Origin of the sequence: Kitasatospora sp. GP30 (assembly GCF_029892145.1) — a bacterium.
Lineage (GTDB): Bacteria > Actinomycetota > Actinomycetes > Streptomycetales > Streptomycetaceae > Kitasatospora > Kitasatospora acidiphila.
The window spans coordinates 21181-45099 of sequence record NZ_JARZAH010000007.1 but is presented as its reverse complement, the minus strand read 5'-3'; the positions used below and the strand labels follow the sequence as shown (position 1 = coordinate 45099).

General features: G+C 70.9%; 22 protein-coding genes. 15 read left to right on the top strand and 7 right to left on the bottom strand.

Features of this window, described 5'->3' with window-relative positions:
• Position 1: 1 nt before the first annotated feature.
• Positions 2–1513: an oligopeptide:H+ symporter gene (locus P3T35_RS13500; protein ID WP_101381522.1), complete on the bottom strand. Its 1512-nt coding sequence runs from the start codon at positions 1511–1513 to the stop codon at positions 2–4.
• A 509-nt stretch (positions 1514–2022) separates the two neighbouring features.
• Here P3T35_RS13500 and P3T35_RS13495 point away from each other — a divergent pair.
• Entirely contained in the window at positions 2023–2697 is a 675-nt protein-coding gene (locus P3T35_RS13495; RefSeq protein WP_101381523.1) for a response regulator transcription factor, read from the top strand.
• Positions 2698–2824: 127 nt separating this feature from the next.
• Positions 2825–4081, top strand: a complete 1257-nt coding sequence (locus P3T35_RS13490) for an ATP-binding protein (RefSeq protein ID WP_101381524.1) — start codon at positions 2825–2827, stop codon at positions 4079–4081.
• Positions 4082–4109: 28 nt separating this feature from the next.
• On the opposite strand, the gene P3T35_RS13485 is transcribed toward P3T35_RS13490, so the two are convergent.
• Positions 4110–4637 (bottom strand): GtrA family protein, encoded by a 528-nt coding sequence (locus P3T35_RS13485; protein ID WP_101381525.1) that lies wholly within the window; start codon positions 4635–4637, stop codon positions 4110–4112.
• A gap of 150 nt (positions 4638–4787) precedes the next feature.
• Here P3T35_RS13485 and P3T35_RS13480 point away from each other — a divergent pair, with 150 nt between their 5' ends.
• Genes P3T35_RS13480 through P3T35_RS13470 form a run of 3 tightly spaced genes read left to right on the top strand, consistent with a single transcriptional unit; the run spans position 4788 to position 7681 of the window.
• Positions 4788–5945, top strand: a complete 1158-nt coding sequence (locus P3T35_RS13480) for a 5-(carboxyamino)imidazole ribonucleotide synthase (RefSeq protein WP_280706045.1) — start codon at positions 4788–4790, stop codon at positions 5943–5945.
• Positions 5942–6475 (top strand): 5-(carboxyamino)imidazole ribonucleotide mutase, encoded by a 534-nt coding sequence (gene purE, locus P3T35_RS13475; RefSeq protein WP_101381527.1) that lies wholly within the window; start codon positions 5942–5944, stop codon positions 6473–6475. The genes P3T35_RS13480 and purE overlap by 4 nt, the downstream gene beginning before the upstream one ends.
• A gap of 12 nt (positions 6476–6487) precedes the next feature.
• A complete protein-coding gene (locus P3T35_RS13470; protein ID WP_101381528.1) occupies positions 6488–7681 on the top strand; it encodes a dipeptidase in 1194 nt (397 codons plus the stop codon).
• 87 nt (positions 7682–7768) lie between these two features.
• On the opposite strand, the gene P3T35_RS13465 is transcribed toward P3T35_RS13470, so the two are convergent.
• Positions 7769–8182, bottom strand: a complete 414-nt coding sequence (locus P3T35_RS13465) for a CoA-binding protein (RefSeq protein WP_101381529.1) — start codon at positions 8180–8182, stop codon at positions 7769–7771.
• A gap of 209 nt (positions 8183–8391) precedes the next feature.
• Here P3T35_RS13465 and P3T35_RS13460 point away from each other — a divergent pair, with 209 nt between their 5' ends.
• From P3T35_RS13460 to P3T35_RS13445, 4 genes are read left to right on the top strand one after another with little or no spacing between them, the layout of a single operon-like run.
• Positions 8392–9300 (top strand): ABC transporter ATP-binding protein, encoded by a 909-nt coding sequence (locus P3T35_RS13460; RefSeq protein WP_101381530.1) that lies wholly within the window; start codon positions 8392–8394, stop codon positions 9298–9300.
• Between the two features lie 57 nt (positions 9301–9357).
• Positions 9358–10107: an ABC transporter permease gene (locus P3T35_RS13455; protein ID WP_101381531.1), complete on the top strand. Its 750-nt coding sequence runs from the start codon at positions 9358–9360 to the stop codon at positions 10105–10107.
• A 44-nt stretch (positions 10108–10151) separates the two neighbouring features.
• A complete protein-coding gene (locus tag P3T35_RS13450; RefSeq protein ID WP_280706044.1) occupies positions 10152–11426 on the top strand; it encodes a sensor histidine kinase in 1275 nt (424 codons plus the stop codon).
• Positions 11423–12058, top strand: a complete 636-nt coding sequence (locus P3T35_RS13445) for a response regulator transcription factor (RefSeq protein WP_101381532.1) — start codon at positions 11423–11425, stop codon at positions 12056–12058. The genes P3T35_RS13450 and P3T35_RS13445 overlap by 4 nt, the downstream gene beginning before the upstream one ends.
• A gap of 7 nt (positions 12059–12065) precedes the next feature.
• Here the strand turns inward: P3T35_RS13445 and P3T35_RS13440 are convergent, their stop codons facing one another.
• On the bottom strand, positions 12066–13412 hold the full coding sequence (locus P3T35_RS13440) for a UDP-glucose/GDP-mannose dehydrogenase family protein (protein ID WP_101381533.1): 1347 nt from the start codon (positions 13410–13412) through the stop codon (positions 12066–12068).
• A gap of 178 nt (positions 13413–13590) precedes the next feature.
• Between P3T35_RS13440 and P3T35_RS13435 the strand changes: the two genes are divergently transcribed.
• The 3 genes from P3T35_RS13435 (at position 13591) to P3T35_RS13425 (ending at position 16414) form a co-directional block, all read left to right on the top strand.
• Positions 13591–14754, top strand: a complete 1164-nt coding sequence (locus tag P3T35_RS13435; protein WP_101381534.1) for an acyl-CoA dehydrogenase family protein — start codon at positions 13591–13593, stop codon at positions 14752–14754.
• A 266-nt stretch (positions 14755–15020) separates the two neighbouring features.
• A complete protein-coding gene (locus P3T35_RS13430) occupies positions 15021–15653 on the top strand; it encodes a hypothetical protein (protein ID WP_101381535.1) in 633 nt (210 codons plus the stop codon).
• 62 nt (positions 15654–15715) lie between these two features.
• Entirely contained in the window at positions 15716–16414 is a 699-nt protein-coding gene (locus P3T35_RS13425; protein ID WP_101381536.1) for a DUF4232 domain-containing protein, read from the top strand.
• A 47-nt stretch (positions 16415–16461) separates the two neighbouring features.
• On the opposite strand, the gene P3T35_RS13420 is transcribed toward P3T35_RS13425, so the two are convergent.
• From P3T35_RS13420 to P3T35_RS13410, 3 genes are all read right to left on the bottom strand, one after another.
• Positions 16462–17136: a TetR/AcrR family transcriptional regulator gene (locus P3T35_RS13420; protein ID WP_101381537.1), complete on the bottom strand. Its 675-nt coding sequence runs from the start codon at positions 17134–17136 to the stop codon at positions 16462–16464.
• 99 nt (positions 17137–17235) lie between these two features.
• On the bottom strand, positions 17236–17712 hold the full coding sequence (locus P3T35_RS13415) for a hypothetical protein (protein ID WP_101381538.1): 477 nt from the start codon (positions 17710–17712) through the stop codon (positions 17236–17238).
• A gap of 96 nt (positions 17713–17808) precedes the next feature.
• Complete coding sequence (locus P3T35_RS13410; protein WP_101385157.1) at positions 17809–19044, bottom strand: LCP family protein; 1236 nt, start codon at positions 19042–19044, stop codon at positions 17809–17811.
• A 353-nt stretch (positions 19045–19397) separates the two neighbouring features.
• Between P3T35_RS13410 and P3T35_RS13405 the strand changes: the two genes are divergently transcribed.
• From P3T35_RS13405 to P3T35_RS13395, 3 genes are all read left to right on the top strand, one after another.
• On the top strand, positions 19398–20186 hold the full coding sequence (locus P3T35_RS13405) for an ABC transporter ATP-binding protein (RefSeq protein WP_101381539.1): 789 nt from the start codon (positions 19398–19400) through the stop codon (positions 20184–20186).
• A 63-nt stretch (positions 20187–20249) separates the two neighbouring features.
• Positions 20250–22781: an FtsX-like permease family protein gene (locus P3T35_RS13400; RefSeq protein WP_101385158.1), complete on the top strand. Its 2532-nt coding sequence runs from the start codon at positions 20250–20252 to the stop codon at positions 22779–22781.
• Between the two features lie 110 nt (positions 22782–22891).
• Positions 22892–23917, top strand: a complete 1026-nt coding sequence (locus P3T35_RS13395) for a glycosyltransferase family 2 protein (protein ID WP_101381540.1) — start codon at positions 22892–22894, stop codon at positions 23915–23917.
• Positions 23918–23919 lie beyond the last annotated feature (2 nt).

Genomic DNA, 23919 nt, shown 5'->3' with positions numbered 1-23919 from the left:
GTCAGTGCACGTCGCCCATGAGCCGGATGACCTTCTTGCGGTACATCACCAGGGCCACACCGGCGATCAGGGCGGCGACGCCCTGGATCGCGAAGTACCAGGTGGAGCCGGTGGCGTCGCCGAGGCCCAGCTGGAGGATGGCGGCCACGCAGTCACCGGCGGTGACGGCGAGGAACCAGACACCCATCATCTGGCTGGCGTACTTGGCCGGGGCCAGCTTGGTGGTGACGGAGAGGCCGACCGGGGAGAGGGTCAGCTCACCGACGGTCTGGACCAGGTAGACCAGGGCCAGCCAGAGCGGCGAGACCTTGACGCCACCGGTGGCGGCGGCCATCGCCAGCATCATCACGATGAACGAGGCGCCGATCATCAGCAGGCCGACGGCGAACTTCATCGTGGTGCTGGGGTTCTTGGCCCGGCGGGACAGCCAGACCCAGAGCCAGGCGAAGACCGGGGCCAGCGCCATGATGTACAGCGGGTTCAGCGACTGGAACCAGCTGGACGGGAAGTGGTAGCCGAGGATCGACAGGTTGGTGCTGTCGTCGGCGAAGACGCTCAGCGTGGAGCCGGACTGGTCGTAGATCATCCAGAACACGGCGGCGACCACGAAGAACCAGATGTAGCCGCTGATCTTCGACTGCTCGGCGGAGGTCAGGTCCTTGTCCCGCTTGAAGCGGGCGAAGACGGCCACCGGGATCGCGATGCCGGCGATGGACAGCGGCCAGACCGCCCAGTTGATGGTGAAGTGGCCGGTCGCCACGACGACGCCGTAGAAGACCGCGGCCAGCAGCAGCCAGAAGGCGCCCTTGCGCAGCAGCGCGCTCTTCTCGGCGGCGGTGATCGGCGAGCCGATCTCGTCGCTCTTCGCGCTCAGGTGGCGGCTGCCCAGCAGGTACTGGCCCAGGCCCAGCGCCATGCCGATACCGGCCAGGGCGAAGCCCAGGTGCCAGTTGACGCTCTGGCCGACGGTGCCGATGACCAGCGGGGCGGCGAAGGCACCGAGGTTGATGCCCATGTAGAAGATGGTGAAGCCGCCGTCCCGGCGCGGGTCGTTGGGCCCGTCGTAGAGGTGGCCGACCATGGTGGAGATGTTGGCCTTCAGCAGGCCGGAGCCGACCGCGATGAAGACCAGGCCGACGAAGAAGCTGGCCTCGACCGGAACGGCCAGCAGGAAGTGGCCGATCATGATGATCGTGCCGCCCAGCGCCACGGTCTTGCGGGCGCCGAGGAGGCGGTCGGCGATCCAGCCGCCCGGCAGGGCGAGCAGGTACACCATGGCGTTGTAGACGCTGTAGATCGCGGTCGCCAGGGCGACCTTCATTCCCAGGCCGCCGTGGTTGGTGCCGGCGACCATGTAGAGCACCAGCAGGGCTCGCATGCCGTAGAAGCTGAAGCGCTCCCAGGTCTCGGTCATGAAGAGTGTGGCGAGTCCTCGGGGGTGCCCGAAGAAGGTCTTGCCGCCAGAAGGAGCGCCCGGCTTGAGGCCGGCGTCCAGGGTGGTGGTTGACGCCATCAGTGGTTGTTCCTTGCCTGACTGTATGGAACGCCCCCGCCCTGGGGGGATGGTGGGCGGGGGCGTGCTCACACGGTGTAGTCCTGCTCGCTGCTCGGGCAGGGGCACCGCGGTGCGTACCGCGGGGACTTAGCCACTGTACGTCGCGTTATTCCACGACATGACGGTACAAAAGACACCGGGTGAATAACAGAAAGATCAAGGCGGGCCCGACTGGGTGCTGAAATCGATGGTAATGCAGCAAGAGATCCTTCGAAGACAAGGTCGAATCGGAGGATCTGTGCCCGCTGCGGGTGTGGCGCCGAAGGCCGGCCGTTATCTGATCTTGGTTTGGCGGCTACGCGCTGTGAACTAGTTCACAGGTATCCCCGGCCGCTTATACGTATGAGCGGACGCGTCGCCCTGGTGTCGCCCTCGCGCCGTTCGAGCGACGCGCGCCGGGCGCGTGCGCCGTCCTCCGGGCGGTCGGGGACTGATCGCAGGGCCGTGGGCCGACTAACATCGCCCCCATGACCTGTGTGCTGCTCGCTGAGGACGATCCGGCAATCTCCGAACCGCTGGCCCGTGCGCTGCGTCGCGAGGGCTACGAGGTACTGGTCCGCGAGGACGGCCCGACCGCCCTGGAAGCGGGACTGGAGGAGGAGGTCGACCTGATCGTCCTCGACCTCGGCCTGCCCGAGATGGACGGCCTGGAGGTCTGCCGCCGACTGCGGGCGGACGGCCGCAGCTGCCCGGTGCTGGTGCTCACCGCCCGGGCCGACGAGGTGGACACCGTGGTCGGCCTGGACGCCGGTGCCGACGACTACGTGACCAAGCCGTTCCGGCTGGCCGAGTTGCTGGCCCGGGTGCGGGCCCTGCTGCGGCGCGGCAACGTCGACTCGCTCTCCACCGGCGCCCACGGCGTGCGGATCGACATCGAGTCGCACCGCGCCTGGGTCGGTGAGGAGGAGCTCACCCTCTCCGCCAAGGAGTTCGAGCTGCTGCGGGTGCTGGTGCGGGACGCCGGCCGGGTGGTGACCCGGGAGGACATCATGCGCCAGGTCTGGGACACCACCTGGTGGACCTCGACCAAGACGCTGGACATGCACATCTCCTGGCTGCGCAAGAAGCTCGGCGACGACGCCACCAACCCGCGCTACATCGCCACCGTGCGCGGCGTCGGCTTCCGGTTCGAGAAGAACTGATCCGAGGAGAGCTGACTCGAGAAGAACTGACTCGAGGAGAGCTGACTCGAGGAGAGCGGACGCACCACTGGAGCCGGCGCGTCCGCACCGCGCCGGACCGTCGACAGGGAAGCAGGACCCACCCGCTGTGAAGCGCCGCATGATCAACTCGCTCCTTGGCGTGGTCCTGGTGGTGGTCACGGTGTTCTGCGTGCCGCTCGCCCTGGTCGAGAAGCAGACCATCACCAGCACCGCGCAGAACCGGGTGGACGCGGCCGCGGTGCGGCTGCTCGGCCTGGTGGAGACCCGGCTGGCGGCCGGCGAACCGGTCACCGGTGAGCGGATCGGTACCGGCGTGGTGGAGGGCGACTACGCCGAGATCACCGTGCCGGGCCAACCACCGGTGGCCATCGGCGACCAGCCGACCGGCGGCCGGCCGCTGCGCGCCACCGAGACCGGCCCGCACGGTGAGACGGTGACGGTGGAGCAGTCCCGCCACGACGTGGACCGCGACACCGCCAACATGCTGCTGCTGATCGGGCTGGTGGCGCTGCTGGCGGTGGCGGCCGCGGTGGCGCTGGCGCTCTGGCAGGCCCGCCGGCTGACCCGCCCGCTGATCGACCTGGCCGAGACCGCCGAGCGGCTCGGCTCCGGCGACCCGCGCCCGCGCGACCGCCGCTACGGGGTGGCCGAACTGGACCGGGTGGCCGAGGTGTTGGACGGCAGCGCCGAGCGGATCGGCCGGATGCTCACCGCCGAGCGGCGCCTCGCCTCCGACGCCTCGCACCAACTGCGCACCCCGCTGACCGCGCTGTCGATGCGCCTGGAGGAGATCACCGCACTGGCCCACCAGCCGGAGACGGTGCGCGAGGAGGCCACCATCGCGCTGCAGCAGGTGGAGCGGCTGACCGACGTGGTGCAGCGGCTGCTCACCAACCAGCGCGACACCCACGGCCCGTCGTCCGCCGGCTTCGACCTCGACGAGGTGGTCAAGCAGCAGGCCGAGGAGTGGTCGGCGTCACTGCGCGGCACCGGGCGGCGGCTGGTCACCGAGGGGCTGAGCCACGTGCACGCGATGGGCACCCCGGGCACGGTCTCCCAGGTGCTGGCCACCCTGATCGAGAACTCGCTGATGCACGGCGGCGGCACGGTCACCCTGCGGGTGCGGCCCTCGGGCAGCTCGGTGGTGGTGGAGGTGCAGGACGAAGGCCAGGGCGTGCCGGCCGAGCTGGGCAACCGGGTCTTCGAAAGGGCCGTCAGCGGGCGCAACTCCACCGGCATCGGCCTGGCGGTGGCCCGCGATCTGGCGGAGGCGGACGGCGGGCGGCTGGAGCTGCTCTCGCTCAAGCCGCCGGTCTTCGCGCTCTTCCTGCCGCGCAGCAGCGCGGTGGTGGAGCCGGACTGAATCAGCTGTTGCTGTACTCCGGACCGAATCAGCTGTTGCTGTACTGCTGCACCGGCTGGTCGGCGAGGATCCGCTCGGCCTGGGCGACCACGGTCGGCTCGGCCAGCTCGGGCATCGTCTTGAACACCCAGGTGCGGTAGGAGAAGAAGCGGAACAGCGTGGCGATCCCGGTGCCGATCACCTTGGAGCCGTTGTAGGCGAGGGTGCCGGTCATGGCCAGCGAGTAGGTGGTGAACCAGACGGTGCCGTTCTCGATCAGCAGGCCGATGGCGCTGAACACCAGGAAGAGGGTGATCTCCCGGCGGCGCGAGGCGGCGTCGCTGTCCCGGTAGACCCAGTAGCGGTAGCCGACGTAGTTGGCCACGATCGCCACGATGGTGCCGATAACCGAGCAGCGCACCGGCGCCCAGTGGGTGGCGTGCAGCACGGCGTTGGAGACACCGAAGTTCACGGCGATGCCGCCCAGGCCCACTATCGCGAACTGGAGAACCTCTCCGGAGACGCCGCGCAGCCGCTGGACGGGGGAGGGGCGTCGATGTGCACCGGTCTTGGTCATCCGAGGAGGTCTCCTGATTCCTGACACTGGGCCATCCAGGCTACCGGCTCGTCATGAGAGCTCTAGCGTGCGAGATGGCCACGGGCGCCCCTGCCGCACCCCCGCGCCCGCCGGTGCACCCGCCCCGACCGGCCCGGATATCCTGGCACTGTGACTTTTCCGGGCAGCGCGAAATTTCCAGTGGTGGGCATGGTCGGCGGCGGCCAGCTGTCCCGCATGACACATGACGCCGGCATCCCGCTCGGCATCCGCTTCAAGCTCCTCGCCGACACCCCGCAGGACTCCGCGGCCCAGGTGGTCGCCGAGACCGTCCTCGGGGACTACCGCGACCTGGAGACGCTGCGGGCCTTCGCGGCCGGCTGCGACGTGATCACCTTCGACCACGAGCACGTGCCCATCGAGCACCTGAAGGCCCTGCAGGCCGACGGCGTGGTGGTCCGCCCCGGCCCCCACGCGCTGGTCAACGCCCAGGACAAGGGCGTGATGCGGGCCAAGCTGGACTCCATCGGGGTGCCCTGCCCGCGGCACCGCCTGGTCGCCGACCCGGCCGACGTCACCGCGTTCGCGGGCGAGGGCTCCGGATACCCGGTGGTGCTGAAGACCGTCCGCGGCGGCTATGACGGCAAGGGCGTCTGGGTGGTGGCCGACGAGCAGCAGGCGCAGGCCCCGTTCCTGGCCGGCGTGCCGGTGCTCGCCGAGGAGAAGGTCGACTTCGTGCGCGAGCTGGCCGCCGATGTGGTGCGCTCGCCCAGCGGCCAGGCGGTCGCCTACCCGGTGGTGGAGAGCCTCCAGGAGGACGGTGTCTGCGCCGAGGTCACCGCGCCGGCTCCGGAGCTGGATGCGGCGCTGGCGATCGAGGCCCAGGAACTGGCCCTGCGGATCGCCGGCGAGCTGGACATCACCGGCCACCTGGCGGTCGAGCTGTTCCAGACCCGGGACGGCCGGATCCTGGTCAACGAGCTCGCCATGCGCCCGCACAACTCCGGCCACTGGTCGATCGACGGCGCGGTCACCTCGCAGTTCGAGAACCACCTGCGCGCGGTGCTGGACCTGCCGCTCGGCGACCCGCGCCCGCGCGCCCGGTGGACCGTGATGGTCAATGTGCTCGGCGGCGACTACCCCGACATGTACCACGCCTTCCTGCACTGCATGGCCCGCGACCCGGGCCTGCGGATCCACATGTACGGCAAGGACGTGAAGCCCGGCCGCAAGGTGGGCCACGTCACCGTCTTCGGGGACGACCTCGACGACGTGCGCGAGCGGGCGCGGCACGCGGCCGCCTACCTGAGAGGCACCATCACCGAATGACGAACAGCGCCACTCCCCTCGTCGGCATCGCCATGGGCTCCGACTCCGACTGGTCGGTGATGGAGGCCGCCGCCCAGGCGCTCGACGAGTTCGAGGTGCCCTACGAGGTCAACGTGCTCTCCGCGCACCGGATGCCGCGCGAGATGATCGCCTACGGCGAGCAGGCGCACACCCGCGGCCTCAAGGCGATCATCGCCGGGGCCGGTGGCGCCGCCCACCTGCCGGGCATGCTGGCCTCGGTCACCCCGCTGCCGGTGATCGGCGTCCCGGTGCCGCTGCGCTACCTGGACGGCATGGACAGCCTGCTCTCCATCGTGCAGATGCCGGCCGGGGTGCCGGTGGCGACCGTCTCGGTGGCCGGGGCCCGCAACGCCGGCCTGCTGGCGGTGCGCATGGTCGCCGCCTTCGACCCGGAGCTGACCGAGAAGATGGTCGACTTCCAGCACGACCTGAACGCCCAGGCCACCGAGAAGGGCAAGAAGTTGCGTGCCAAGGTGGCGGGTTCCACCTCCTTCGGCTTCGCCAAGTAGTTCCATGGGGAGATGACTCCTCCCGAACAGCTTTCCAGGGCGCGTGCCCTGTTGGCCGCCGCGCCCGTGGTGGACGGTCACAACGACCTGCCGTGGGCGATGCGCGAGCAGGCCGGCTACGACCTGGACGCCATCGATCTGGCGGCCGACCAGCGGCACCGCCTGCACACCGACCTCGACCGGCTGACCGCCGGCGGGGTCGGTGCGCAGTTCTGGTCCGTCTACGTGCCTTGCGAGCTGACCGGCGATCAGGCGGTCAGCGCAACCCTGGAGCAGGTCGACTTCGTGCGTGCCCTGGCGGGCCGGTTCCCGGACCGGCTGCGGCTGGCGCTGACCGCCGACCAGGTCGAGGCGGCCCGGGCGGACGGGCGGATCGCCTCGCTGATGGGCGCCGAGGGCGGGCACAGCATCAACTCCTCGCTGGCTACCCTGCGGGCGCTCTACGAGCTCGGGGTGCGTTACATGACCCTCACCCACAACTCGAACACGCCGTGGGCCGACTCGGCGACCGACGAGCCGTCAGCCGGCGGGCTGACCAGGTTCGGCGAGGAGGTGGTCCGCGAGATGAACCGGCTCGGCATGCTGGTCGACCTCTCGCACACCTCGCCCGACACCATGCGCGCCGCCCTGCGGGTCACCGAGGCACCGGTGATCTTCTCGCACTCCTCCTCCCGCGCGGTCAGCGACCACCCGCGCAACATCCCGGACGACGTGCTGGCCCAGCTGCGGGCCAACGGGGGCGTGGCGATGGCCATCTTCGTGCCCAAGTTCATCGACGCCCGGGCCGGGGAGTGGACCGCCAAGGCCGCCGCGGAGCTGGAGGCCCACGGGTTCCACCCGCTGGACCACACTCCGGAGGCGATGGAGGTGCTGCACGCCTTCGAGGGGCGCGAGCCCCGCCCGGTCACCACGGCGGCCACCGTCGCCGACCACCTGGACCACATGCGCGAGGTGGCCGGCATCGACCACCTGGGCATCGGCGGCGACTTCGACGGCACCGCCTACACCCCGGCCGGTCTGGACGACGTCTCCGGCTACCCCAACCTGATCGCCGAACTGCTCGACCGCGGCTGGTCCGAGGCCGACCTCGCCAAGCTGACCTGGCAGAACGCCCTGCGGGTGCTGCGCGCTGCCGAGGACACGGCCCGCCACCTGCGGACCACCCGGCGGCCCTCCATCGCCACCCGGGCCGAGCTGGACGGCTGATCGCGCCGAGCCGCACGGCTGATCGCCGAGCCCGGACGGCTGAGCCGACCCGCCGTCAGCCGGCCGCCCGGGCGGGGGCGCGGGTGGTCAGCCGAGCAGCGGGATCTCGATGGCCGGGCACTTGTCCATCACCATGTCCAGGCCGGCCGCCGTGGTGCGTTCGAAGGCCGCCTCGTCTATCACGTCGAGCTGGAACCAGACCGCCTTGGCGCCGGCCGCCACCGCCTCGTCGGCCACCTGACCGGCCAGCTCGCTGTTGACGAACACATCGACCACGTCGACGGGGAACGGCACGGCGGCCAGCGACGGATACCCCTGCTCGCCGTGCACCGTCTCCGCCTTGGGGTGGATCGGCACGATCCGCTTGCCGAAGCGCTGCAGCACCTTGGCGACCCCGAAGGCGGCTCGCCGTTCGTTGTTGGACAGCCCGACGATCGCCCAGGTGTCGCCGCTCTGGGTGAGGATCCTGCGGACGGTCGCCGAGTCCCGGAAGTCAGTCATGACCACTGGAACCGCCCCCGCCCGTGGCGCATTCCGGGTCCGGCATCAACCGAATGGTTGATGCCGGGGCCCTACGTCCGGCTGATGTCCGGCATCCATCGTTTCGACGGTCCGAAGCCAACCCGATGATTGATCCCCCCGAGGGGGTCCGCGCGAGAGATTGGAGGCACGGCGAGAACGCCGCAGACGATCCGAAAGGGGGGCCGGTCATGGCCGTCATCGAAGTCGAGCACCTGCACAAGCGGTACGGGCAGGTCACCGCGGTGCGGGACGTTTCGTTCCAGGTCGAGCAGGGCGAGATCTTCGGCATCCTCGGCCCCAACGGCGCGGGCAAGACCACCACGGTGGAGTGCCTGTCGGGGCTGCGGCAGGCGGACGGCGGGCGGGTCTCGGTGCTCGGCCTCGACCCGGTCCGGCAGCGGGACGAGCTGCGCCAGGTGCTGGGGGTCCAGCTGCAGGCGAGCGGGCTGCCGGACAAGCTCCGGGTCCGCGAGGCGCTGGAGCTCTACGCCTCGTTCTACCGGCAGCCGGCCGACCCGGTGGAGCTGATGGACCGGCTGGGCCTGGCCGAGAAGGCCGATGCCCGCTACAAGAAGCTCTCCGGCGGCCAGCAGCAGCGGCTGGCGATCGCGCTGGCGATGATCGGCCGGCCGCGCGCGGTGGTGCTGGACGAGCTGACCACCGGCCTCGATCCGCATGCCCGCCGCACCACGTGGGAGTTGGTCGAGCAGGTCCGCGACACCGGGGTCACGGTGCTGCTGGTCACCCACTTCATGGAGGAGGCCGAGCGGCTCTGCGACCGGGTGGCGCTGATCGACCGCGGCGAGGTGGTCGCGGTGGACACGCCCGCCGGTCTGGCCGCCCGGGCCGGGCAGCGGCAGCGGATGCGCTTCAGGCCGTCCGCCCCGCTGCCCGAGGAGGCGCTGCGCGCGCTGCCCGAGGTGGCCGAACTCACCTGGCACGGACCAGTGGTGGAGATCAGCGGCACCGGCAACCTGGTGCACGCGGTCACCGCCCAGCTGGCCCGCGCCCAGATCATCGCGGCCGACCTGCGGGTCGACCAGGCCAGCCTGGACGACGCCTTCATCGCCCTGACCGGCCACACCGACGCCGACTGACGCGCCGCCACCCCGCGCCGCCACCCCATCCCTCTCCTGACGAAGGGCCAGCCCGCCATGTCCGCTGTTCTCCACTTCCCCCGCCGGGGCCTGCGCACCCTGACCGTCACCCAGGCCAAGCTGCTGCTGCGGGAGCCGGCCGCGCTGGCCTGGCTCGGCCTGCCGGTGCTGCTGGTGGTGATCTTCGGCAACATCCCGGCCTTCCAGACCCCGGCCGCCACCCTGGGCGGCAAGCGGGTGATCGACGTCTACGTGCCCACCCTGGCCGCGATGGTGCCGCTCTTCCTGGCCTGCACCGCGCTGCCGATGACCATGGCCGGCTGGCGGGAGAAGGACGTGCTGCGCCGGCTCTCGGTCAGCCCGGTGCCCGCGGCCGGGATGCTGGCCGCGCTGGTGGCCGTGATCGCCGGGCTGGCTGCCGCCGGGGTGGCCGTGGTCGTGGCGATCGGCGCGCTCGCCTTCGACGTCTCCACCCCGGCCAACCCCGGCGCGGTGCTCGTCACCTTGCTGTTCGGCAGCGCGGCGGTGCTCGCACTCGGGCTGCTGATCGCCGCCCGGGCCCGCACCGGCGCGGCGGCCAGCGGGCTCGGGGTGCCGCTGATGGTGCTCAACTTCTTCGCCACCGGTCTCTACGTCCCGATCGCACAGCTGCCCCGGGTGCTGCAGCGGATCTGCGAGTTCATCCCGTTCGGGGCGGTGACGGCGGCCTGGTCCGGCCACGGGCAGCTGTGGCAGCACCTGCTGGTGCTGGCCGGCTACACGGTGGTGGCGGGGCTGCTCGCGGCCCGGACCTTCCGGTGGGAGTGAGGGCGGTGGCACCGGGCGAGGACCGGCCCGTCATCATGGCCGATGTGACGACGGACGCACCGATTTCCGCTACGGAGGGCCGCCTCGGCCGGCTCCAGGGCTGGATACCCCAGGTGGGCTTGCTTCTCTCCGCAGGGCTGGCCCTGGGCCTGGGCCCGGACGGCACCGGCTACCAGGTGCTGGTGCCGGTCCTGGCCGTGGCCGCCGCCGCCTGGTACGCGCTGATGGCGGTCGACCCGCAGGAGGCCGAGTGGCGGCGGGTCAAGGCGGTGGTCTTCTATGTCGGCCTGCTGGTGCTGATCGGCGCGCTGGTGGCGGTCAGCCCGTACTTCGGCTTCTTCGGCTTCACCGGCTACCTGAAGGTGGCGGTGCTGCCGAGGCGGCTCTGGTGGCCCGGGATCACGGTCACGGCCGCGCTGATGGCCACCTGTCAGCTGGGCGGCGTGTGGAACGTGCACGGCGAGCTGGTCGGCATCTACCTCGGCCTGGTGGTGGTCAATGTGCTGCTCGCCGGCACGGTCACCTTCCGGTCCATCGAGGAGGACCAGCGCAGTCGCCAGCGGGCCCTGCACATCGACGAGTTGGCGGAGGCCAACCGGCGGCTGCGGGAGACCATGGCGGAGAACGCCGGGCTGCACGCGCAGTTGGTGACGCAGGCCCGCGAGGCGGGGGTGCTGGACGAGCGGCAGCGGATGGCCGGGGAGATCCACGACACCATCGCCCAGGGGCTGACCGGGATCGTCCGCCAACTGGAGGCCGCCGAGCGGTTCGACGCCGATCCCGAGCGGCGGCTCCACCATGTGGCCACCGCCCGCCAGCTGGCCAGGGAGAGCCTGGCGGAGGCCCGCCGCTCGGTCCAGGCGCTGCGGCCCGGCCCGCTGGCCGACGCCCAACTGCCGGATGCCGTCCAGGACTTGGCGGAGCGCTGGGAGCGCAGTTCAGGAGTCGCAGCCGGGGTGACGGTGACCGGCACGGCGTTCCCGCTGCCGCCCGCGCTGGAGGTGGTGCTGTTCCGCGCGGCCCAGGAGGGGTTGGCCAACATCGCCAAGCACGCCCGGGCCTCCCGGGTCGGACTGACCCTCAGCTACACCCACGAGGTGGTGCTGCTGGACGTGTTGGACGACGGCGTGGGCTTCGAGCCGCCCGACGAGACGGCGAGCGGCGAAAGCTACGGCCTGACGGCGATGCGGCAGCGGCTGCTGCAGGTCGGCGGCAGCCTGGTGATCGAGAGTGCCCCGGGCGAGGGCACCGCGCTCAGCATCAGTGTGCCCGCCCTGCGGGTCCCGGGTGCCGTCGGGCTGTTGGAGAATGCACCGTGACCATTCGCCTGCTGATCGTCGACGACCATCCCATCGTGCGTGACGGACTGCGCGGTGTCTTCGAGGGGGATCCCGACTTCGAGGTCGTCGGTGAGGCGGGGAACGGTGCCGAGGGGGTCGACCGGGCGCTGGCGCTGGCACCGGACGTGGTGCTGATGGACCTGCGGATGCCCGAGGTCGGCGGCGTCGAGGCGATCCGGCGGCTGCGTGACCGGGCGCCGGCGGTGCGGGTGCTGGTGCTGACCACCTATGACAGCGACGCCGACGTGCTGCCGGCGGTCGAGGCCGGCGCCACCGGGTACCTGCTCAAGGACGCGCCGCGCGAGGAGTTGGTCCGTGCGGTGCGGGCGGCCCGGGCAGGGCAGGCGGTGCTGGCGCCGACGGTGGCGCAGAAGCTCATGGGGCGGATGCGCGAGCCCGCTCCCAGCCCGGCCGCCGAGGTGCTGACCGAGCGCGAGCTGGAGGTGCTGAGGCTGGTGGCGGCCGGCAGCACCAACAAGGAGTCGGCGCGCCGGTTGTTCATCAGCGAGGCCACCGTCAAGACCCATCTGCTGCACCTGTACGCCAAGCTCGGTGTGCGGGACCGCGCGGCGGCCGTCGCCGAGGGCTACGAGCGCGGGCTGCTCGGCTGACGCGCGGTCACTCGCTGAACGGGCGCCCCATCGCGCGGTAGCGCCAGCCGGCCGCCCGCCAGCGCTTGCCGTCCAGCACATTGCGTCCGTCCAGCAGCCGCCGGCGGGCGACCACCTCGCCGAGCACCGCCGGGTCCAGCTCGCGGAACTCCTGCCACTCCGTCAGGTGCAGCACCACATGGGCGCCGACGACGGCCTCGATGGGGGAGTCGGCGTAGCTGAGCGAGGGGAACATCTTGCGGGCGTTGTCCATGGCGCGCGGGTCGTAGACCGTCACCTGGGCGCCCTGCAGCTGGATCTGGGCGGCCACATTGAGCGCGGGGGAGTCCCGGATGTCGTCCGAGTCCGGCTTGAACGCGGCGCCGAGCACCGCGACCCGCCGGTCCAGGAAGCCGCCGTCGCACTGCTCGCGGGCCAGCTCGACCATCCGGGAGCGGCGGCGCATGTTGATCGAGTCGACCTCGCGCAGGAAGGTCAGCGCCTGGTCGGCGCCGAGCTCGCCGGCCCGGGCCATGAACGCCCGGATGTCCTTGGGCAGGCAGCCGCCGCCGAAGCCGAGGCCGGCGTTGAGGAACCGGCCGCCGATCCGCTCGTCGTAGGAGAGCGCCTTGCTGAGCAGCGTTACGTCCGCGCCGGAGGCCTCGCAGACCTCGGCCATCGCGTTGATGAAGGAGATCTTGGTGGCCAGGAAGGAGTTGGCGGCGGCCTTGACCATTTCGGCGGTCGGGTAGTCGGTGACCACCAGCGGCACGCCTTCTGCCAGCGGCGTCGCGTAGACCTGGCGGAGCAGCTCCTCGGCCCGGCCGCCCTCGCGCACCCCGATCACGATCCGGTCCGGGTGCAGGGTGTCACCCAACGCGAAGCCCTCGCGCAGGAACTCCGGGTTCCAGGCCAGCTCGACGCCGTCGCCGGCCGGGGCCAGCGCCGCCAGCCGCTCGGCCAGCCGCCGGGCGCTGCCGACCGGCACCGTGGACTTGCCGACCACCAGGGCCGGGCGGGTCAGCTGCGGGGCCAGGGCGTCCACGGCCGCGTCCACATGGGACATGTCGGCGGCGAACTCGCCCCGGCGCTGCGGAGTGTTGACGCAGATGAAGTGAACGTCGGCGAACTCGCCCACCTCCTGCCAGGAGGAGGTGAAGCGCAGCCGCCCGGTCGAACCGGGGTGCCCGGCGACGTGCTTGACCAGCAGCTCGCTCAGTCCGGGCTCGTACATCGGGACCCGGCCGGCCGCCAGGGAGGCCAGCTTCTCCTGGTCCACATCGAGTCCGAGCACCTCGAAGCCCAGCTCCGCGAGGCAGGCGGCGTGGGTGGCGCCGAGGTAGCCGGTGCCGATGACCGAGATGCGCAGGGCCACGGGGTTCCCCTTTACGGGCCGCCGGGGTATGACCGGCACGGGCGGGACGAGGTGCAGCCACCGATGGTATCGGCTGGTGCCATGTCACCCACGTCACGTCCCCGCTACGCAGGGGTAAGGCCTAGAATGTGGACTTACTTAACAGTAACTAACGTTCATACGCAGAGGGGCGCACACCATGGCGAGCAGTGCCGATTTCGACCTCTTCCAGATCTCGGAGGAGCACCAGATGCTCCGTGAGACGGTCCGCGCGCTCGCCGAGGCCAAGATCGCCCCGTTCGCGGCCGACGTCGACGAGCAGGGCCGGTTCCCGCAGGAGGCCCGGGACGCGCTGGAGGCGAACGACCTGCACGCCGTCCACGTCCCGGAGGAGTACGGCGGCGCCGGCGCCGACGCGCTCGCCACCGTCCTCGTGATCGAGGAGGTCGCCCGGGTGTGCGCCTCCTCCTCGCTGATCCCGGCGGTCAACAAGCTCGGCTCGCTGCCGGTGCAGCTGTCCGGCTCCGAGGAGCTGAAGGCCAAGTACCTGGGCGCGCTGGCCCGCGGCGAGGGCATGTTCTCCTACTGCCTCTCCGAGCCGGACGCCGGTTCGGACGCGGCCGGCATGAAGACCCGCGCGGTGCGTGACGGCGACTACTGGGTGCTCAACGGCGTCAAGCGCTGGATCACCAATGCGGGCGTCTCCGAGTTCTACACCGTGATGGCCGTCACCGACCCGGAGAAGCGCTCCAAGGGCATCTCCGCGTTCGTGGTCGAGAAGGGCGACGAGGGCGTCTCGTTCGGCGCCCCCGAGAAGAAGCTCGGCATCAAGGGCTCCCCGACCCGCGAGGTCTACCTCGACAACGTCCGGATCCCGGCCGACCGCATGATCGGCGCGGAGGGCACCGGCTTCGCCACCGCGATGAAGACCCTGGACCACACCCGGATCACCATCGCCGCCCAGGCCCTCGGCATCGCCCAGGGCGCTCTCGACTACGCCGCCGGCTACGTCAAGGAGCGCAAGCAGTTCGGCAAGCCGATCGGCGACTTCCAGGGCATCCAGTTCATGCTGGCCGACATGGCGATGAAGCTGGAGGCGGCCCGCCAGCTCACCTACGCCGCCGCCGCCAAGTCGCAGCGGGTCGACGCCGACCTGACCTTCTTCGGCGCCGCCGCCAAGTGCTTCGCCTCCGACGTCGCCATGGAGATCACCACCGACGCCGTCCAGCTGCTCGGCGGCTACGGCTACACCCGTGACTACCCGGTCGAGCGGATGATGCGCGACGCCAAGATCACCCAGATCTACGAGGGCACCAACCAGGTGCAGCGGATCGTGATGGCCCGCAACCTGCCGAGCGCCTGACGTTCGCCGAGCAGAGCTGACACGGCCGGCGGCCGGCGGATCCCGATGATCCGCCGGCCGCCGGCCGTTTTCCGCTGTCACTCGCCGTTTCCGCTGTCACGGCCTCCTGGGGGCCGCGCCCGGCCGCGACAACTGCGCGGAGCTGTCCGGAGCCTGTCACAGGCGCGCAACAGGGGTAACCGAGGGCGGGGCGTGTTGCGTAGACATAAGTGATCGTCCGTGACGACCGGTCAGGACCCGGTCGCCGACCCCAGGGGGAACCAGCCATGAAGGCCACTCGCATCGCCGCCGCCGTCGTTGTCGCCGCCGCCGCACTGGCACTGACCGCCTGCGGCCCGGACGACACCAGCACCTCGGCCGGGTCCTCGCCCAGCGCCGCCGCCTCCAGCGGCGCGAGCACGCCGACTGCGGCCCCGAGCCCGGCGCCGTCGACCAGTGCCAAGCCGACCGCCGCGAGCCCGGCCAAGCCGACCGGTGCGGCCAAGCCGACCGCCACCAAGTCGTCCGGTACCACCCCGAGTTCGGACTGCACGCAGCTGGCGATGAAGAACTTCAGCGGTCAGGTGGTGGAGGCCACCGACAACGGCTACCTGACCCACATCTGGATGAAGGCCAAGCCCGCCAAGTTCGTCTGCGGTCCCGACATCCCGGACGACGGCTACTTCGAGGGCTACGGCACCCCCGCGCTCTACTCGTTCAGCAACGACGTCAAGACCTTCCTGCTGAACGGCGCCAAGCCGGTTTCGGTCGACCTGGACACCTTCATGAAGCACCAGGACGCCTGCCTGCACAGCCCGTCCAGCGTGACGGCGCCGTACTCCTGCTACGGCAACAAGTACGTCGTCACGCTCACCGGCCAGAACGAGGTCACCAGCATCACCGAGCTCTACCACCCGTAACCCCGACGCCGGGCATCCGGAAATGACCACGGGGGGATGAGATCGACCGGCGAGGGAGAGCAATGAAGATCCGTGCCGTTCCACTGGGCCGGGGGCTGGCAGCCGCCGGGGTGACCGTGGGGCTGGTGCTGGGCGCCGCAGCCTGCAACGACGACAACAGCGGCTCCAGCGCGGCCGGTTCGTCCGGCTCGACGGCCGCGTCCGGCCCGGCCGCGCCCTCGAACGCCGCGCCCTCCGCCGGGCAGACCGGGAAGGGCGGCGGCAGTGGGACCGGTGGCGGGAGCGGCAGTTCGAAGCCGTCGAGCGCAGCGGCCGCCGGATCCCGTTGCCACACCGACGAGTTGAAGGCCGATGTGCAGCTCCAGCCGGACTTCCCCGGCCAGGCGATGGTGATGCTGGTCAACAAGGGCACCCGCACCTGCACCGTGAACGGCTACCTCGGCTACGGCGGACTGGCGGCCGACAACAGCAGGGTGGACCTCACCACCAAGCGGGTGGCGCACCCCGGGGCGCCGATCGAGGTGACCCTGCAGCCGGGCACCACCGCCTTCTCCGGGCTGAAGTGGAGCGCGTGCGACAAGGCCGACGCGAGCTGCAAGGTGGTGACGGGTCTGGTGGTGACGCCGCCGGACGAGACCACCCAGCTGACTGCGAAGGTGATCGGCGACGATGGCCAGACGGTGCAGCAACTGACGGTCTCTGCAGTGGGGTTGACGGTCGGTTCGCTGCAGCCTGGCAACGAGGGCGTGGTCTTCGGCTGACGGCCGGCCGGCGCGCCTCGGCCGGTGCGCCTCGGTGCGGCGGCCCGTCAGGCCACGCGGTAACCCGCCAGGAACAGGTCCACGCCCGAGGTGATCACCCGGGTCAACTCCGCGTCGTCGACCTCGGCGTCGGGCGCGAAGGTGTGGACCAGCTGCGGGACGCCCACCGTGGCGGCGACCAGCTGCTGCACGGCCAGCTTGGGATCCGGCGCCCGCAGCGCGCCGCGGCGGTCCAGCTCGGCGAACGCCTCGACCAGCGGGCCGTTGTTCATGTCGTAGTTGATCCGGTACCAGAGCTGCCCCAGCTGCGGGAAGCGGTCGATCTCGCCGATCACCAGCCGGCGCAGCGACATGATGTCCGGTCGGAGCAGGATCCGCGCCCAGTCCAGCATCAGCGTGATCAGCGCGCCGCGCAGGTCCTCGGCCTCGGCGATGGTGGAGTTGAACGGCTCGAGGTCCGCGTAGGTGGTGGGCAGGATCCCGCCGATCACCGCCAGGAAGAGCCGTTCCTTGCTGCCGAAGTGCTTGTAGATGGTGGCCTTGGACACACCGGAGCGCGCGGTGATGGCATCCATCGACGCGGCCGAGTACCCCTCGCGCAGGAACTCGACCAGGGCGGCGTTGATGATCGCCCGCCGCTTGCGCTGGGCGGCGTCCACCGGCTCCGGGATGATCGGGATTCCGTACTCGTCGGTCGGCCCGGCGCTGTTGGAGGCGGCCATGGGGATCCTTCGGCTGGTGGTGGGGGCGTCACAGTATATGAACTGAACGGTTCGGTGTGTTAAACGGATGACCACCCGCCGAAGGATCAATGGGCGGGTTCAGACGGCCGCGCGGGCCGCCTGACCGGTCAACGCCAAGCCGTCCGAGCGCCGGCCCACCAGACGGGCCGGCACCCCGGCCCAGATCTCGTTCGGGCCGGTGGAGCAGGTCAGCACCGCGTTGGCGCCGACCACGGTGCCGGCGCCCACGGTGAGCACCCCCCGCTTGCAGATGATCTTCGCGCCGGCGCACACCACCACGCCGTCCTCCAGTACCACCCGCTCCATCGCGCTGTGCTGCTGCGGCACCCAGGGGTCGGCCCGGCCGATGGTGACACCGTTGTAGAGGGTGACGCCGGCGCCGAGGGTGGTGTACGGGTGCAGCACGGTGCCGAAGCCGCGGTGGTACACCCGCAGACCGGGCCCGATCTCGGCGGCCGGCGGGACCTCCACGCCGTAGAGCGCGAGCAACTCCCGCAGCAGGCGGCCGAATACCGGATGGCGGCGGCGGTAGATCAACGAAGTCACCAGTGACATGGGCACATTGTGGCCAGGGGCACCGGGCGGCGGCCCCGACTCGCGCGCAGGATCACCGGGACGGTTGCGAGCGGGGCCCCTGGGTTGACGCGCTGGTCAGAGCGCCGGCAGCGCGGTGTCGTTCTCGATGGCGTCGAAGACCTGCTTGGACTTCGCCGGATCCCACTTGACCGCCGACTGGCCGTCAGGCGTGTGGTAGTTCGGGTTGGAGATCGGGATGGTGATGCTCTTGCCGTCGCCTCCGCTCACCGAGCGCATCGCCTCGGAGAGCGAGCCCAGGTCGGTCAGGCCGGTGCTCTTGTCCACGATCAGGGTGTCCAGGCCGGAGCCGATCAGCGGGTAGAGGGTGAACGGATCCAGCAGGGTGCTCGGCGTGGCCGCCTGGTGGGCCAGTGCGGAGAGGAACTTCTGCTGGTTGCGCATCCGGCCCAGGTCCTGGTCGGCCATCTGGTGGCGCTGGCGGACGAACGCGAGCGACTGCTGCCCGTTGAGGGTCTGGCAGCCGGCCTTGAGGTTGAGCCCGGAGTCCTGGTCCTGGATGTCCTTGTCGATGCACATGTGCACACCGCCCACGGCGTCCACGATGCCGACGAAGCCCGCGAAGCCGACCTCGGCGTAGTGGTCGATGTGGATGCCGGTGTTCTTCTCCACCGTCTCGGCCAGCAGTTGGCCGCCGCCGTTGTTGAAGGCTGAGTTGATCTTGCTGGTGGTGGCCGGGATGGTCCGGCCGGTGCCCGCGGTGTCCAGGTGCTGCGGGATCGGCACCCAGGAGTCGCGCGGGATGCTCATCAGGGTGTTCCCGTGGGCACCGATGTGCAGGATCATCATCGAGTCGCTGCGCTTGCCGTCGTCGGAGCCGGTGTGCAGCTGCTGCTTCTGGGTGTCGCTGAGACCGTTGCGGCTGTCGGAGCCGACGATCAGCCAGTTGGTGCCCTTGCCGGCGGCGGGGCGGCCCGGGTAGTCGGACAGGACGTTCTGCTGGTTCAGCTTGGAGTCGGCCCAGGCGTAGGTGCCGCCCGCGGTGGCGAGCAGGGCGCCGACCAGGCCGAGCGCGACGTAGGCCGCGATCCGCTTGCGCGACCGGCGCCGGCGCACCGGCTGCCGCGGCGCGCCGCCGGGCGAGAGCGCCGTCGCGGGCGCCCCGGTCGGGCCGCCGGGCGGCCGGGCACCCGGTAGCGGCCGTGAACCGGGTATCGATTGCTGGGGCTGCGGTGCGGCGCCCGGTCCGCGCGGGTTGAGCGAAGGCGGCAGCGGCGGCTCGGCGCCGCCGGTCGCACCTTCCGGTCCAGGTCGGCGGCCGCTGCCCGGTCCGCCCTGCTGCCAGTTGTCCATGGCTCCGAGCATGCCCGAGCCGTCCGCGAATGCACCCCCGGACGGTGCTCACCTGCGGTCTTGTTGCAGAGTTGTCGCAGCCGTGGGACGGTCCTGCCGCTTGGCCACCGAACTCGATCACCGAGTGCGGCGCATGCTGATCGGCCGCTCGCCGACCGCCGCCGAGCCGCCCCTGCTACTTGAGGCGGAGGCACCCTTAGGGGTACCCGCATCCCGTCCCGTACGAGGGGTCGCGCCAGGTTCCTACCGGCGGATGACGAGTTGCTCATGTGGACCGCCTAGCTTTGGTATATCTGCTCGGTTCCTCTGCTCAGGGGGCCGGGCCCGGGGGAACAACGACCGAGGAGTACACCGTGACGACGGCATCCGCAGCCGTACAGACATCCGACAACCCTGGCGGCCCGTCCGCCAACGCCGCGGCGGCGCGGCAGGTCACCAAGGCGTACGGCGCGGGCGAGACCCGGGTCACGGCGCTCAACGCGGTCGATGTGGACATCCAGCGCGGCCGGTTCACCGCGATCATGGGCCCGTCCGGGTCCGGCAAGTCGACCCTGATGCACTGCCTGGCGGGTCTGGACACGGTGACCGACGGGCGGATCTGGATCGGTGACACCGAGATCACCGGGCTGAAGGACAAGCAGCTGACCAAGCTGCGCCGGGACAAGATCGGGTTCATCTTCCAGTCGTTCAACCTGCTGCCCACGCTGAACGCGCTCGAGAACATCACGCTGCCGATGGACATAGCCGGCCGCAAGCCCGACCAGGGCTGGCTGGACCAGGTGGTGGACACCGTCGGCCTGGCCGACCGGCTCAAGCACCGGCCGACCCAGCTCTCGGGCGGCCAGCAGCAGCGCGTCGCGGTCGCGCGTGCACTGGCGGCCCGGCCGGAGATCATCTTCGGCGACGAGCCGACCGGCAACCTGGACTCCCGCTCCGGCGCCGAGGTGCTGACCTTCCTGCGCCGCTCGGTCGACGAGCTCTCCCAGACCATCGTGATGGTCACCCACGACCCGGTCGCCGCGAGCTACGCGGACCGGGTGCTCTTCCTGGCCGACGGCGTGATCGTGGACGAGATGCACGCGCCGACCGCCGACTCCGTCCTCGAGCGCATGCGCCGTTTCGACGGCAAGCGCACCAGCTGAGCCGGGGCCGAGACCGTGATACTCAAGACCTCACTTCGCAACTTCCTGTCCCACAAGGGGCGGATGGTGCTGTCGCTGATCGCGGTGGTGCTGTCGGTGGCGTTCGTCTCCGGCACCCTGGTCTTCTCCAACACCGCCACCAGTACCTTCAACAAGCTCTTCGCCGCGACCGCCTCCGACCTGGCCGTCACCCCGGCGCCGCCGAGCGGCGACGACTCCGGCCAGGCCCAGGACGCCTCCGGCCGGACCCCGACCATCCCGGCCTCCGTCGTGCAGCAGGTGGCGGCACTGCCGGGCGTCAAGACGGCTGAAGCCACCGTCAGCACCACCACCGCCACCCTGGTCAACCCCAAGACCAACAAGGCGGTCGGCCCGACCACCGGCGCCCCGACCATCGTCGGCGCCTGGGTGGACGGCCCGCGCACCCCGATGAAGGTCACCTCCGGCAACGCGCCGACCGGCCCCGGCCAGATGATGCTGGACGCGGACACCGCCAAGAACGCCAAGCTCAACATCGGCGACCCGATCCGGGTGATCGGCGAGCGGGGCACCTTCGACTACACGATCTCGGGCATCGCCACCTTCACCGGCACCAACCCGGGCGCCGCGCTGGCCTTCACCGACCTGCCCACCGCCCAGCAGAACCTGCTCGGCAGCACCAAGGTGCTCACCGGCGTGGACGCCTACGGCGACGGCAGCAAGACCAACGACCAGCTGAAGACCGAGGCCACCGCGGCCCTGGGCAGCGCCTACCAGGTGAAGACCAGCGCCGAGCAGCAGGCCGACAACGCCAAGGGCGTCGGCTCGTTCCTCAACTTCATGAAGTACGTGATGCTCGGCTTCGCCGGCATCTCGCTGCTGGTCGGCGGCTTCCTGATCATCAACACCTTCTCCATGCTGGTCGCCCAGCGCACCCGGGAGCTCGGCCTGCTGCGGGCGCTCGGCGGCAGCCGGCGCCAGGTGAACCGCTCGGTGCTCATCGAGGCGCTGCTGCTCGGCGTGCTCGGCTCGACCATCGGCATGCTGGCCGGTCTCGGCCTGGCGCTGCTGCTGATCCAGCTGATGAAGGGCGCCGGGATGACGCTCAGCAGCTCGCTGGACATCACCGCCGCGGTGCCGATCGCCTCCTACGCGGTGGGCATCATCATCACCATGCTGGCCGCCTGGATCCCGGCCCGCCGGGCCGGCAAGGTCTCCCCGATGGCCGCGCTGAGCGACCACGGCACCCCGGCCGAGGCGAGCACCAACAAGGTGCGGATCATCCTCGGCCTGCTGGTCACACTCGGCGGCGCCGCGCTGCTGGCGGTCGGCGGCACCAGCAAGAGCCTCGGCCAGGCCGGCTCCGACCTGGGGCTCGGCGTGGTGCTGACGCTGGTCGGCTTCGTGGTGCTCGGCCCGCTGCTGGCCGGGGTCGTGGTCAGGGTGCTGGGTGCCGCGCTGCCGGCCCTGTTCGGTCCGTCCGGCAAGCTGGCCCAGCGCAACGCGCTGCGCAACCCGCGCCGCACCGGTGCCACCGCGGCCGCGCTGATGATCGGCCTGGCGCTGGTCACCGGTGCCTCGGTGGTCACCAACTCGATGGTCGCCTCGACCAGCGAGCAGATCGACAAGCAGGTCGGCGCCGACTACATCGTCACCGTCAACCACGGCGGGCTGACCCCGCCGATGGTCGACGCGGCGAAGAACACCGCCGGCATCGGCCACGTCACCGAGCAGCGCGAGCTGATGTCCAACCTCACCCTGCCCGACGGCTCGGTGGTCAAGCACCAGTTCGTCTCCGCGGTCTCGTCGACCTTCACCCAGGACTTCGCCGTGCCGGTCTCGACCGGCAGCGGGGACGGCCTGGTGAACGGCGGGATCTCGGTCGACCAGAACTTCGCCAAGGACCACAAGCTCAGCGTCGGCGACAAGATCACCGTCGACTACGGCTCCGGCCGCACCCAGCAGCTGCCGATCGGCCTGGTCACCACCACCGGCAACGCGATCTTCGACCACCACCTGTTCGCCACCATCGACACGGTGGCCAAGGCGGTGCCGAAGGACCAGCAGCCGCTGGACGTGGTGGTCTTCGGCCGGGCCGCGAGCGGCGCGGACAAGGCGAAGACCCTCACCGCCCTGCAGAACTCCTTCAACGCCTACCCGCAGGTGTCGGTGCAGGACCAGGCCGGCTACAAGAAGATCGTGCAGCAGCAGGTGGACAGCCTGCTGACGCTGATCTACGGCCTGCTGGGCCTGGCGATCATCGTCGCGGTGCTCGGCGTGGTGAACACCCTGGCGCTGTCGGTGGTGGAACGGACCCGGGAGATCGGCCTGCTGCGGGCGATCGGCCTGTCGCGCCGTCAGCTGCGCCGGATGATCCGGCTGGAGTCCGTGGTGATCGCGGTCTTCGGCGCGCTGCTCGGCGCGGGCCTGGGCCTGGCCTGGGGCATCACCGCCCAGCAGGTGCTCAAGGCCCAGGGGCTGAACGTGCTGTCGGTGCCGGTCGGCACCATCGTCGGGGTGCTGATCGCCTCGGCCGTGGTCGGCCTGCTGGCCGCGCTGCTGCCGGCCTTCCGCGCCGGCCGGATGAACGTGCTGGCGGCGATCGCCAGCGGCTGACCGGTCGTCAGGCTACTCGGGCCGGACGCCTCCACAGGGGAGGGGCGTCCGGCCCGACGCGTTCAGCGGGGCTTAAGGCGGGTCCGGTACCGTTGGCCGGGATGAACACCATGGCTGCTGAGGAGCTGCCGGCGGTCTCCGTGATCATGCCGGTGCTGAACGAGGAACGACACCTTCGCACGGCTGTGCGGCGAATCCTGGAGCAGGAGTACGCCGGGGCCATGGAGGTGGTGATCGCGCTGGGTCCGTCCACCGACCGCACCGACGCGATCGCCGCCGAGCTGGCCGCCGAGGACCCGCGGGTGCGGACCGTGCCGAACCCCAGCGGGCGCACCCCCGCTGCGCTGAACGCGGCGATCAGGGCCTCCAGCAACCCGATCGTGGTGCGGGTGGACGGCCACGGCCTGCTCACGCCCGGATACGTCGCCACCGCCGTGCGCCTGCTCGGCGAGATGGAGGCGGCCAACGTCGGCGGCATCATGCAGGCCGAGGGCGAGACCGAGTGGGAGAAGGCGGTCGCCGCGGCGATGACCGCCAAGATAGGTGTCGGCAACGCGGCCTTCCACACCGGCGGCCTGGCCGGCCCGGCGGAGACCGTCTACCTCGGAGTGTTCCGCCGCGAGGTGCTGGAGAAGCTCGGCGGCTACAACGAGGAGTTCATCCGCGCCCAGGACTGGGAGCTGAACTACCGGATCCGCCAGGACGGCGGCCTGATCTGGTTCACCCCGCAGCTGCGGGTCACCTACCGGCCCCGCCCCAGCGTGCGGGCGCTCGCCAAGCAGTACAAGGACTACGGGCGCTGGCGCCGGGTGGTGACGCGCTACCACCGCGGCTCGGTCAACCTGCGCTACCTCGCCCCGCCGACCGCGCTGATCGCGGTGCTGCTCGGCCTGGCGCTCGGTGCGGCGGTGCATCCGCTGTTCTTCGTGCTGCCCGGCGGCTATGCGGCCGCGATCCTGGCCGGCTCGCTCAAGGAGGGGCGCGGCCTGTCGCTGCGGGCCCGGCTGCAGCTGCCGGTCGCGCTGGCCACCATGCACTTCAGCTGGGGCTTCGGCTTCCTCACCTCGCCGCGCAAGCTGGCCGCCAAGGTGATCGCCAGCACCACCCCGACCGCGGCGCGCGAGTCGGTGCACTGAGC